The following is a 12,889-nucleotide window of genomic DNA, read 5'->3' on the forward strand; positions in this document are numbered from 1 at the left end:
GACTTAATGAAGCAAATTGAGATAACTAATTAACGCCAAGCACTTTATTATAGACGAAAAAAAACCAACTTTTATAAGTTGGTTTTTTATGAATAGCGTAAAGCTTAAAATCTAAATACTCTGCGTAAGCCCACTAGCGGCAATAATAACAGTGTGTACCAAGGGAAGCTTGCTGAGCTTCTTTCATAAAGCTCTTCTTCTATAGGTGTACAGTCTTCTACTTCACCATCAATAGGTGTTAGTTTTACTGCAACAGCAACACTTTCGTACTCAATATTACCTTCAATATCGGTTTCTACATTACCAAAGGTATCGCGCTTTTCAACGGTTTTGGTAGCTACACCAAAAATCTCATTGTCTTCATTAATGACTTTCGCTTCAGCCATTGTGTAGGCGTAGTCTGTTTCACCATCTGTTTCATAACAAGGTAGTAAATCGTTTAAATTGGTAATTTTATCGTCACCAATTTTATATATAAACGCTTCTTTACGACGGCTGTTTTCAGATGTACCTACCTCGCCTTCACCAACAACATAACCTTGGTTATTAATATCATTACCATAAGCGCTTGAGCTATTAAAGTAACCGGTAGGGAAAACGGTATTGCCAGTACTTATATCATGATAGAAAAACTGATCACGGATCGTGGTTTCAATACGCTTTGATGCATAACCAACAATTACATCGTTGTCATTGACAGCAAGCGCTTTGCCAGAAAGCCAATCATCTTCTTGGTCTATAAAATTAAACACGTCACCATTTTTAAAATAAACAGGCATTGTTAAAATAGTGTCGTCATTTTTATAGTAACGAGCATTTGAAGAGCCCACCACTGTGCCATTATTATTTAGTGCAAGAGCGGTACTTGTAAATGCAAAGTCATCATCTTCTTCTGGCGTTAAGGCAAGGCCTAGTATTTCAGTAGAAGTGATATTAAATGCTTCATCAAGCTCCCATTTTACCGCGCGCTCATCAAATACGCCAGTGGTTACACTTGAATTTAATAATTCCACACAGGTATTGGTTGGCTCGTCTTCGTTATCACAGTTATCTTCAATATTATCAAGTCTGTCTTCAGGAATACCTGTTGAAACATAACCAACGACAGTGTATCCGTCATTTGTTTTAACAATATCGTTAGCTCGGCTAGTACCGCCGTAATCGTCAAAGTCTGGAACTAACTCAACCTTTTGCGTTCCATCTTCAGAAATAACTATTCCGCGCTCAATAAAGTCATGGGTAAACCATGTTTCTTCTTCATCTTCATCATCTGGCGTAAATAAAACTTTATCATATGGAGCTGCACTCCAACCAACGCTCACGCCATCTTCGCTTACCGCATTATAAAAGTTACTAACCGAACGCGTTAAACCATCGTAATCTACCGACTCTTCATCAAACAGTATTTGCTCAGTCACTATGCCATCGTCAAACTTAATACCAACTACCGAGCTTAACTTTTGGTACTCGTAATCCGTTGGTCTGCCAGCTAAAAAGCTAACCATAAATGAATGCGCATCGGCGTTATTAAAAACCGCATCGTTATTTTCTATATCATCAAGTGTAAAAGTAATTTCTTTATCACTTAGCTCAAAGTTGTACTCTTCACTATCGTACGCATTTTCAATAACGCTTTCGGTAAAGTCGATATAGCTAATATCGATTGGTAAATTATACAATCCGTTGGCAGTACCAATAATGTGCCCGCTTTCGCTTACGTCAGTCACGTAAGAATGTTTAGCGCCGTCAAGAGTACCTAGTTCTGTTAATTCATAGGTTGCACTTAATGCAGATGTACTCAATGTCGCTAAAATACTGGCAGCGAGTAATTTATATTTCATTTTAATCCTTACTACTGATTCTGTAATTCTTCAAGTTCTTCCCAGCGCTCAAACGCGGCTTCAAGGTCAGACTCAAGTTTTGCTAAATGGTTCAATGCATTAGTGGTTACGTCGCTATCTTGTTTGAAAAAGTCAGGATCGCTCACTACAGCTTGCTGCGCTTCTACAGCGGCTTCAAGTTGTTCCATTTTATTGGGTAGTTGCTCTAATTCAAGTTTTAATTTGTAAGAAAGCTTAGTGCTTTTGTTTTCAGGCTTTGTCGCGGCTACAGGCGCAGGTTTAACGTCTTTTTTTGGTGCTTGTTGCTGTTTTTCCTGCTCGGCTAAATAGCTTAAATAAGCTTGGTAATCGGTGTAACCCCCTACCATATCGGTTATTTTGCCATCACCTTCAAACGCCCATACACTACTACACGTATTATCAATAAATTCACGGTCATGGCTTACTATAAGCACAGTACCCTGATACTGATTAATAATTTCTTCGAGTAACTCTAATGTTTCAATATCCAAGTCATTAGTTGGCTCATCGAGTACTAAAATATTTGAGGGTTTCAAAAATAATTTTGCAAGTAAAAGCCTGTTTTTCTCACCACCAGAGAGTGCTTTTACAGGTGTACGCGCACGTGCCGGTGGAAACAAAAAGTCTTGCAGGTAACCAAGTACATGACGAGAACGCCCGCCCATCATTACCTCTTGTTTACCCTCGGCAACGTTATCTTGAACAGTGGCCTCTTCATCAAGCTTTTGCCTATATTGGTCAAAGTAAGCAAATTCTAAATTAACGCCTTGTTTAACATGGCCGCTATCGGCTTCTAAATCACCAAACAACAGTTTAAGTAAGGTAGTTTTACCAATACCATTTGGGCCTACTAAGCCAATGCGGTCTCCGCGCATAACAAGGGTAGAAAAATCATTAGCAATCACTTTATCTTTAAATGCATGGCTAAGGTGTTTTGCCTCAAACACTAGCTTGCCCGATCTGTCAGCCGTTTCAATATTAAAATCGGTTTTACCTACTTGCTCTACACGGGCTTTGCGCTCAACACGTAGCTGTTTAAGTTCACGTACACGGCCTTCGTTGCGGGTACGACGTGCTTTAACACCTTGGCGTATCCAGGCTTCTTCCTCTGCTAAACGCTTATCAAAGAGTGCATTTTGTGATTCTTCTACTTTTAAGTCATGCGCTTTTTGTTCAAGGTAGGTCGCGTAATCACCAGGGTAAGAGATAAGTTTACCGCGGTCTAGATCTAAAATACGCGTTGCAACAGCACGGATAAAAGCACGGTCATGAGATATAAATACAATACCGCCTTTAAATTCTTTTAAAAACTGCTCTAGCCATTTAACACTGTCTACGTCTAAATGGTTTGTTGGCTCATCAAGTAACAATAAGTCAGGCTCACTCACAAGTGCACGTGCTAAGGCAACTTTACGCAACCAACCACCTGAGAGCGATTCTAACTTAGCATCAGGGCTAAGCTCTAAACGCGTGAGTACTAATTGAATACGCGAATCAAAACGCCAACCGTCACACGCTTCTAAATCGTTAGATAAACGCTCAAGCTTATTTAGCAGTTTGTCGGTACAATCGGTTTGTAACTGTGTGCTTACATGATGATAATCAATCAGCAAATTAGCAATATCAGGCATACCCTGTGCTACATAGTCGAATACTGAGCCATTTGCTCCTTTAGGAGGATCTTGCTCTAAGCGAGATATTTTGATCCCGCCAAGCTGGTTAATTTCACCATCATCTAAAATAACTTGGCCATCTAGTACTTTTAAAAGTGTAGATTTACCCGCCCCATTTCGCCCTACAATACAGACGCGCTCACCGCTTTCTATCACTGCATCAGCATCATCAAGTAATGGGTGCGTACCATAAGCTAACTGCGCTTTTTGTATTCTAATTAAATCCATAAATACTGCTCTTTTATTCTTGCGCTAAAAATTCATGCACTGTTTGTGCATCAAACGGCCAATACAAATGGTGGCCGCTTTTGCTCTCAAATACGGGAATACTTAACTGAAAACGCGCTATTAGCTGCTCATCAGTGAGTATATCAATTAATTTAAACTCACTATTTTTATCCAAAACCGATAATAAAACCTGCTCGGCTTGCTCACATAAATGACAGCCATCGGTGTGGTATAAAACATAATTAGCCATGGGTAATTAACCAACTGTTGTGTATTTTTTTATTACGTTTGAAATCAGGTGATAACGTTTTTTCTGAAATATTTTCAGCTTTTAAGCCTAAGCCCATTAAACCTACTTCATCCATTACAAAACCACGTTTGTTATTAGAAAAAATTAATGTACCCGACGGACTCAAGATTTTTTTAACCCAAGTAAGTAATTTTATATGATCGGTTTGCACATCAAACGCGTCTTTCATTCGTTTAGAATTAGAAAACGTAGGCGGGTCTAAAAAGATTAAATCGTATTGGCCTTGTGCGTATTCTAGCCATTTTAAACAATCAGCTTGCTCAAAACGGTAGCGAGTATTGCTAATATCATTTAACGCAAAGTTATCTTGGCCCCACTTAAGGTAGGTTTTTGATAAATCAACGGTGGTAATTGCTTTTGCCCCCCCTAATGCCGCGTGCACAGAGGCTGTACCTGTGTAGGCAAATAAGTTTAAAAAGCGTTTGTCTTTTGCATTTTGCTGAATATAACGACGTGCTAAACGATGATCTAAAAACAGCCCTGTATCGAGGTAATCAAACAAGTTTACTTTAAACTTAGCGCCAAATTCTTCCACCACCATAGTGCGGTTTTGTTTAGCCATTGGGGTGTACTGCTCTTCCCCTTTTTGTTTTTTACGCACTTTAACGGCAATGTTTTCAGGCGCTATGCTTAGCTGCTGTGCAGTTAAGCTAATCACGTCTTGAAGACGCTTTTCAGAAGTTTTTTCGTCAATTTCTTTAGGTGCTGCGTATTCAAAAATAACAGCAGAGTCGCCGTAAATATCAACCGCTACATTGTACTCAGGAATATCAGCATCGTATACGCGATAAGCTTGTACTTCGTTTTGTTTAAGCCAATTTTTCAGGCCCTGTTTGTTCTTTTTCAAACGATTAGCAAACGACATTGAGCCTTCAAAATTAAGAGCCGGTTTGTCATCGCTTGTCAGGCTTACCTGTTTATCATCTAACTGGTATAAATTTAGCTCTACATCTAATGGGCCGTTTTTAAATTTATAACGCTTTTGTTTAACCAGTTTTAACAGCTTAAATAGGCTTTCATCCATGCCTAGTAACGCAAGCTTCCAATGATTAAAGTGCTTTTTAAAACCCACGCCCATGCTGCGGTGTAGATTTACCAGCTCAGCCATAGAGCCAATACGTTCGCCGTACGGTAAGTTAGAAATAACCACCCCGGGTAATTTAGCTACAGAGGTAAGCTTAGTTGCATCACTTTGCTTAAACTTAATAACATTACCCAGCTCTGCTCGCTCGGCATTGGCAATGGCTTTATCAAGAACTTGCGCATCGTAATCGTGGCCAATTAACCACAATTTAGGATCGGTAATTTGCTCAATTAATTCTTCACGCAGTTGCTTAAATTTGGCCGCTCTAAAACTAGGTAAACGCTCAAAAGCAAACCCTTCTCTAAATAAACCAGGTGCTTCGTTACGCGCCATGCCCGCCGCTTCTATTAAAATAGTGCCGGCACCACAACATGGGTCAAATAAAGGTTGATTTACATTTTCAAGCCAACCACTGCGTTTAATAATCGCGGCCGCTAAGTGCTCTTTAATAGGGGCTTTACCTTGGCCTTGGCGATAACCGCGCTCAGATAAACGAGGACCCGAGTAATCAATGTACAATGCCACACCATGGCGGTTTAAACGCGCCACAACACGCACATTGGCATCTTGCTTATCTACATTTGGGCGCTGTTCGTATAAATCGTTAAAGTAGTCAACAATAGCATCTTTAATTACCAAGCCTGAAAACTGGGTATTTTTTAAAGAGTCGTTGGTACCATTAAAATCAACGGCAAATGTTTGTGTAGGGCCAAACCATTCTTGCCATGGCTGAAAACGAGCAAATTTATACAGGCTATCTTTATCATTAACGCCTTCTTTTTCTTCAATAAGCATCAGCACACGTGTTGCATAACGAGTTGATAGACAAACCTTTTGCGCCAATGTTGAATCTGCCTCAAAGCGAACAGAACCCACAGTTTGTTTAGACACGACGGCGCCTAATTCTGTTAGTTCATCAACAAGTAAATTTTCGATTCCGATAGAAGTAAGTGCGATAAATTGCAAAGTAATAACCCTTAATAGCTAATTGCGCAGGATTATAACATAGGTTGGCTGACAAACACTTGATAAACGCAGCTCGATTTGTAAATTTGCTAAGCTGATTTAGTGTGATATTGCTCAAGTAATAGAGGGTGAACACGATTGTTTAAAACGCGGATAACTTCAAACTGTTCAAGAGACAAATTATCATCAAGTTTGAATGTTTCGTTAAGGTTTAAGCAAATTGAAGCATCAGGGCAATGTTCAACAATTAAAAACTCACCGGTTTGTGCTTTTGAGGTAAGTTTAACGATGGCTTCTGTACTTGGCTGGGTGCCTGTGTACTCTTCAAAAAACCAACTTTTAGCCAGTACCGGTTTTAAATGAAATTTTACAGCGGTGGCATTGAGCGCAATTTGGCAAATTTGTGCAGGCTTATACAGCTCAAAACCATCTAAGTAGTTATATACCTGTTCATAAAAAGCAGCATCTTCTAAGCTAAAACGCGGGTTTTCAAATACACAGTCGGTGAGTTGTCTTAATTTATACGGTGTGCATAGTTGCATATCGTCATTTAAATCAAGTAGTAAGCGGTTTTTATTTGCACATGCAATCCACTGCCATTGTTTTGTTGCTTGTAACATTTGCCTCCTCCTTGTTTAAAAATTTATTTTTAATTAAGACATTAATATTAGATTATAACGGCTTTTGACCATTTTTAAAACATTTGTTTAGAACATTTATTGAACGATCAAAAGCTTACATAACTGATCCTTATAAGGAATCAACGATCGATTTTACCAATTGTGGCCCTTTGTAGATGAACCCAGTATAAACCTGCACTAAATTTGCGCCTGCATTTAGCTTTTCTTGAGCAGATTGCGCATCATCAATACCGCCTACACCAATAATTGGTAATTTACCTTGTGTTAAACGTTTAAGTTCACTAACAACGTGTGTAGAGCGCTCTCTTACAGGGCTGCCAGATAAACCACCCGCCTCATCGGCGTATTGCTGACCCATTACTGCACTACGTTCAAGCGTAGTATTTGTTGCGATTACGCCATCAATTTGATTCGTTAATAGTGACTCGCTAACCTGCTCAATTTGGATTTGATCAAGATCTGGCGCTATTTTAACCAGCATAGGTACTTGCTTATTATGCTTGGCAATTAAATCAAGCTGTTCATTCTTTAAACTTTGCAGTAAATCATCTAACGCGGCGCCATATTGTAAATCGCGCAGCCCTGGGGTATTTGGAGATGAAATATTGACCGTAATATACGAAGCATGCTCAAACACTTTACGCATACAATGAATGTAATCGTCTTTACCTTGCTCATTTGGGGTATCTTTATTTTTACCAATATTAATACCTAAAATACCGGTGTACTTGGCATTTTTTACGTTATTAACTAAATTATCGACCCCTTTATTATTAAAGCCCATTCGGTTAATAATGGCATTTGACTGCGGTAATCTAAAAATGCGCGGCTTATCATTACCTGCTTGCGGGCGCGGGGTAACTGTGCCAACTTCTACAAAACCAAAGCCCATTTGGCTAAAGGCATCAATACACTCAGCGTTTTTATCTAAACCTGCAGCCAAACCCACAGGGTTTTTAAACTCAAGGCCTAAAAAATTAACGGGTTTGTTTTGTAGTTGTTGTGACCAAGCTGCGTTTAAAGGGGTGTGTGCAAAACGGCGTAAATTATTAAGCGCAAACTCATGTGCCCATTCAGCATCTCGGGTGAACATAAAACGGCGGGCTAAATCGTAAAACATGAATTGTTCCTCTTTAAATTACAGACAAAAAAATACCTCAGACTAGGCTGAGGTATTGTATAACAATTTTAACAATTAACTGATTATTTACTGAATAAATAACCAATTAAAGCTAAATTATTTTCCTGATGTATCACAGTTATGGCTTAACAACATTAATTCGCGCAGTGCAACTGAGAACTTAGCAAAGTCGTGACTTTGCGAGGTTTTAAATTCAGCTAACATTTGCTTCCAACGCTGTAGCAGCAGATCTTGGCTGGCCATCCACTGATCGATTTGATTATCAACATCGTTTTCGTCACCTTCAAAGCTGTTTAGCACAACATGAGAAAGCGTACGTTGTTGCCAATCAAGCTCTTCACGATACGACGCACGGGCAAGTGCTTGCCAATGATTAGAAACAGGCTGGTTAGTAATTTGATCTAAGAACCAGTGTAAGCCCATACGCGAGCCAAGTTTAAAGTAGGTATTAGATACCATCGCCACACTGCGGCCTGAATTATGCGCTATTTCAGCAATATCCATTACAGAGAACAGGCTAGAAAGGTCAATAATACGCTTAGCAATTTGCTTAGGTACACCTTTTTCAACTAGCTCATTTGCTTTGCCAGTTAAACATTCGTGTTCTTTGTCTTGCATGTACGTATTTAAGTTTTCGCTTAAATCTTTAAACGTTGGTGCAAAGAACTCGATAGCTTGTTCAATTGTTTGTGACTTATTACGATGACGTAAGAACCAGCGTGTTGCACGGCGAACAGTACGACGTAATTGGTACAGCATTTCGGTTTGAACTGCTGCTGGGATTTTATTATCTAGCGCGCTGATTGATGACCAGGTTTCACGCATTTCAAAAATCTCACTCGCAATTGAATAGCACATTGCGATTTCAGCTTCGTTAGCACCGGTCTCTTCGTTCATGCGTACCATGAAGTTTAAGCCCATGTCATTAACGATATTGTTCGCCAGTTTTGTTGCAATAATTTCTTTGCGCAGTGGGTGATTATCCATCGCGTCATTAAATTTTTCACGCAGTGGACGCGGGAAAGACTTAACTAGTAGCTGTCGGTAGTACGGGTTTTCAGTAATTTCATCTGTTACTAACGACTCTTTAAGCACCATTTTAGCGTACGAAACTAATACTGAAAGCTCTGGACGTGTTAGGTCTTTACCTGCTGCAGCGCGCTCTGCCAACTCTTCATCAGTTGGTAAAAACTCGATTGCACGGTTTAGCTTGCCTTCTTTTTCAAGGGCATGAATAAAGCGGATCTTCTCTTTAAGAGTTGATGCACCTTTAGACTGTGTAATCGACAATGTATGTGTTTGACGGTAACAATCTTTAAGTACAAGCTCAGACACTTCGTCGGTCATAGAGTAAAGTAACTCATCACGTTGTTTACGTGTTAAATCCCCTTCTGAAACTAAGCCGTTAAGTAAAATTTTAATATTTACTTCGTTATCTGAACACGCAACACCGCCTACGTTATCAATAAAGTCGGTATTTACACGCCCGCCTTTGGCAGCAAATTCGATACGCCCTAATTGGGTTGCACCTAAGTTACCCCCCTCACCTAATATTTTAGCGCCTAGGTCTTTACCGTTTATGCGCAGCGCATCGTTTGCACGATCCCCTACATCAGCGTCTGTTTCGTGGCTGTTTTTAATGTAAGTACCAATACCACCGTTCCATAGTAAATCAAATTCCATCATTAATGAGGCTTTGATTAACTCATTCGGTGTCATGCTTGCTTTTTTAGTGCCAAGCATTTTTTTCATTTCTGGGCTTAAAGAAATCGATTTAGCTGCGCGCGAGAAAATCCCACCACCCGCTGAAATCAGATCTTTATTGTAATCTTCCCATGATGAACGAGGCAGGTTAAACAAGCGCTCACGCTCTGGGTAAGAGGTCGCTGCATCTGGTGTAGGGTCTACAAATATGTGCATATGGTTAAACGCGACTTGTAAGCGAATGTGCTTAGACAATAACATGCCGTTACCAAACACGTCGCCGGCCATATCACCAATAGCAACCACTGTGAAATCGGTAGTTTGACAGTCAATATCCATTTCACGGAAATGACGTTTAACAGACTCCCATGCACCTTTTGCTGTTATGCCCATTTTCTTATGGTCATACCCTACTGAACCACCTGATGCAAACGCATCACCTAGCCAGAAGTTGTATTCGTTAGCAATACCGTTAGCAATATCAGAGAAAGTAGCTGTGCCTTTATCGGCTGCTACTACTAGGTATGGGTCGTCTTCATCGTGACGCGTTACATTAGCTGGCGGTACAATTTCACCACGCTCAATGTTATCGGTAATGTCTAATAAACCACGGATGAAAATTTTGTAACACTCTTGACCTTCTTTAATAAAGGCTTCGCGTTCACTCGGTAGCTGCTTACATACAAAACCACCTTTAGAACCTACCGGAACAATTACGGTGTTTTTAACTTGTTGTGCTTTTACTAAGCCCAGTACCTCAGTACGGAAATCTTCACGACGGTCTGACCAACGAAGGCCACCACGAGCAACTTTACCACCACGTAAATGCACACCTTCTACACGCGGAGAGTATACAAAAATCTCAAATGCTGGCAGCGGAAGCGGCATATCAGGAATTAAGCTAGGCTGTACTTTAAACGACACGTAAGATTTAAACTGACCTGTTTCATCTTTTTGGAAGTAGTTAGTTCGCAGTGTTGCGACAATCATATCTACATATAAACGTATAATACGGTCATCATCAAGGTTCGCTACGTTTTCAAGCTCTAAGTAAATTTGTGCACTTAATTTCTCAAGTGTTTTAGGGCTTGCAGGGCTTTTTACTGAGAATTTTTTAGCAAATAAGTTAACTATTTGCGCAGCAATATGCGGGTAGTTTGCAAACGTGCTCTCAATGTAGGTCTGTGAGAAAGTAACCCCAATTTGGCGCATGTATTTTGCATAGGCACGTAATATAGAGGCTTCACGACCTGTTAAACCACCCATTAATACTAAGCGGTTAAAGCCGTCGTTTTCAAGGCGGTTGCCCCATACATTAGTTAATGCAGCGCGAAAACGAGCAGAAATCTTATCAAAGTCGGCCATTCCTTTGCTGTCAATCAGCATAGAGAAGTCCATGATCCAATTGATACGACCATCACTTGTTTTAACAGAATATGGCGTTTCACCTACAACGCGTAAACCAAAGTTTTCTAGCATTGGCATAACATCAGATAAGTGAATGGGCTCATCTTTATGGAACAAGCTTAGGCGTACAATATTGCTGTTAGCTTCTTCTTGCGGACGGTAGAACAACATTTCTAGCTTGTTCTCGTCGTTTAACAATTCTAGCTTTTCAATATCTACAACCGCAGCACTCGGTAGTACTTCATCTTTGTACGAGCGTGCAAACGCGTTGCAATATTTACGATTTAGCTCATTACCGCGGGCTTCCCCTGCTGACTCTAACAGTGCAGATTGTAATTTATCTTCCCATGTACGAGCAGCTTCTACTAGGTTGTTTTCGATGTCTTTCACGTTATATTCGATATTGTTATCGGTCACACGAACGGTGTAATGTGTACGCGCCAGTGTTGACTCAGAGAAATAGGTAGTAAATTCGACTTTTTCGTCAGAATTAAAGGCGTTAGCTAAAATGTCTTGTGTTTCTCGGCGCAGCGCTGTGTTATATCGCTCACGCGGGACGTACACCATACAAGAGAAGAAACGTCCGTAGGCGTCTTTACGAACAAACAAGCGACACATGTCACGCTCTTGAATTTGTAAAACACCCATTGCTACTTCGAGTAACTCGCTCTCGCGAGCTTGAACTAATTCATCACGTGGGTACGTTTCTAAAATATTAAGTACCGCTTTGTATGCATGGGTACCTTTTGCAAAGTCACACATATCCATAATACGGTTAATTTTAGTTTTTAGAACAGGCACATCTGCTGCGCTGTTGTTGTAAAAGCTTGATGAAAATAGGCCGATAAAACGGTCTTCACCAACCACATTGCCTTCATCATCAAAGCGTTTAATACCAACGTAATCTATGTAGGCTGGGCGATGAACACGCGATACAGAGTTCGTTTTTGTTAATACTAATAAGTTACTACTAAGGGCTTCTTGGCGAGCAAATTCTGGTAATTCAGATAATAAACGTGTGTGCTCATCGGTTGAATTTTTCATCAGGCCGAGGCTTGTGTCCATTTTACCTTTTAACTGGTAATCACCTTGTACAGGGGTAAGCTCGTACTCGCGATAGCCCATTAAAGTAAAGTTATCTTTAGCCAGCCAATCTAAAAACTCTACGGCTTCAGATACTTCGTTTTTATTTTTATTGTGCTTACGTTTTGGTACTTCTTTAGTAACAGAGACTAATTTTTCGCGAATTGGCTGCCAATCATCTACCGCAATAGAAACATCAACCAATACTGATTCGAGCTCTTTTTTGAAAGACGCAATAACAGATGCATCGGTTTGGCGGTCAATCTCAATAAAGAACACTGTTTTAGTAGAGCTCGATTCTTGCTCTGCTTTTAAATTTGATAAACCAGAAATTTTAGCGTTATTGTCACGCTGAATTTTTAGTGGGCAGTGAAGTAATAAGTGAGAAGCTATATTTTCACGGGTCATAGCCATACGAACAGAATCTACTAAAAATGGCATATCTTTAGCAATAATTTCTACAATTGTATGTGATGACTGCCAGCCATCTTTTGCTACTTCAGGGTTGAAAACGCGAATTACTGCGTCGTCCGTGGTGTTTTTTTCTAGTGCATTCCAAAGGCTGAGTGCAGCACCGTATAGGTCACTATCATTGCGATTTGCCAAATCCTCTTTAGACATATTGCTGTACAAGGCTTTGGCGAATTTCTCAACGAGTAACACATTATCAGCGTGAACTTTTTTCTGGATAAGCTTACAGACATTATCTAGGATAACCGAGGCTTGGCCTTCATTTCGTGTCATTGTATGTTCCTTAATCTATTACTGCTTTTAGTTAAGCAGAATATTT

The 12,889-nt window shown here is 40.0% G+C and carries 7 protein-coding genes; all 7 read right to left on the reverse strand.

The window, feature by feature from the left end:
- Positions 1 to 104: 104 nt before the first annotated feature.
- Positions 105 to 1,841 carry a DUF3466 family protein gene (locus tag MTF68_RS02510; protein ID WP_004586697.1) on the reverse strand — a complete coding sequence of 579 codons (1,737 nt, stop codon included), beginning with the start codon at positions 1,839 to 1,841 and terminating at the stop codon, positions 105 to 107.
- A gap of 11 nt (positions 1,842 to 1,852) precedes the next feature.
- Positions 1,853 to 3,763 carry an ABC transporter ATP-binding protein gene (locus tag MTF68_RS02515; RefSeq protein ID WP_029772627.1) on the reverse strand — a complete coding sequence of 637 codons (1,911 nt, stop codon included), beginning with the start codon at positions 3,761 to 3,763 and terminating at the stop codon, positions 1,853 to 1,855.
- Positions 3,764 to 3,776: 13 nt separating this feature from the next.
- Positions 3,777 to 4,013, reverse strand: a complete 237-nt coding sequence (locus MTF68_RS02520; protein ID WP_248461582.1) for a glutaredoxin family protein — start codon at positions 4,011 to 4,013, stop codon at positions 3,777 to 3,779.
- Positions 4,006 to 6,123 (reverse strand): bifunctional 23S rRNA (guanine(2069)-N(7))-methyltransferase RlmK/23S rRNA (guanine(2445)-N(2))-methyltransferase RlmL, encoded by a 2,118-nt coding sequence (gene rlmKL, locus MTF68_RS02525; RefSeq protein ID WP_248461584.1) that lies wholly within the window; start codon positions 6,121 to 6,123, stop codon positions 4,006 to 4,008. The genes MTF68_RS02520 and rlmKL overlap by 8 nt, the downstream gene beginning before the upstream one ends.
- Before the next feature lie 89 nt (positions 6,124 to 6,212).
- The gene (locus MTF68_RS02530; RefSeq protein ID WP_024033533.1) at positions 6,213 to 6,743 is read right to left on the reverse strand and encodes a cell division protein ZapC; all 531 of its coding nucleotides are present in this window, start codon (positions 6,741 to 6,743) and stop codon (positions 6,213 to 6,215) included.
- A gap of 130 nt (positions 6,744 to 6,873) precedes the next feature.
- Entirely contained in the window at positions 6,874 to 7,884 is a 1,011-nt protein-coding gene (gene pyrD, locus MTF68_RS02535) for a quinone-dependent dihydroorotate dehydrogenase (protein ID WP_004586702.1), read from the reverse strand.
- A gap of 117 nt (positions 7,885 to 8,001) precedes the next feature.
- A complete protein-coding gene (locus tag MTF68_RS02540) occupies positions 8,002 to 12,843 on the reverse strand; it encodes an NAD-glutamate dehydrogenase (protein WP_248461586.1) in 4,842 nt (1,613 codons plus the stop codon).
- Between the last annotated feature and the right edge of the window lie 46 nt (positions 12,844 to 12,889).

It is taken from the genome of Pseudoalteromonas sp. 2CM37A, assembly GCF_023161885.1.
Taxonomy (GTDB): domain Bacteria; phylum Pseudomonadota; class Gammaproteobacteria; order Enterobacterales; family Alteromonadaceae; genus Pseudoalteromonas; species Pseudoalteromonas atlantica.

Excerpts from the sequence above, each read along its gene's own strand:
- MTF68_RS02510 (WP_004586697.1), bottom strand. The coding sequence starts at position 1,841 with ATGAAATATAAATTACTCGCTGCCAGTATTTTAGCGACATTGAGTACA.
- MTF68_RS02515 (WP_029772627.1), bottom strand. The coding sequence starts at position 3,763 with ATGGATTTAATTAGAATACAAAAAGCGCAGTTAGCTTATGGTACGCAC.
- MTF68_RS02520 (WP_248461582.1), bottom strand. The coding sequence starts at position 4,013 with ATGGCTAATTATGTTTTATACCACACCGATGGCTGTCATTTATGTGAG.
- MTF68_RS02530 (WP_024033533.1), bottom strand. The coding sequence starts at position 6,743 with ATGTTACAAGCAACAAAACAATGGCAGTGGATTGCATGTGCAAATAAA.
- pyrD (WP_004586702.1), bottom strand. The coding sequence starts at position 7,884 with ATGTTTTACGATTTAGCCCGCCGTTTTATGTTCACCCGAGATGCTGAA.
- MTF68_RS02540 (WP_248461586.1), bottom strand. The coding sequence starts at position 12,843 with ATGACACGAAATGAAGGCCAAGCCTCGGTTATCCTAGATAATGTCTGT.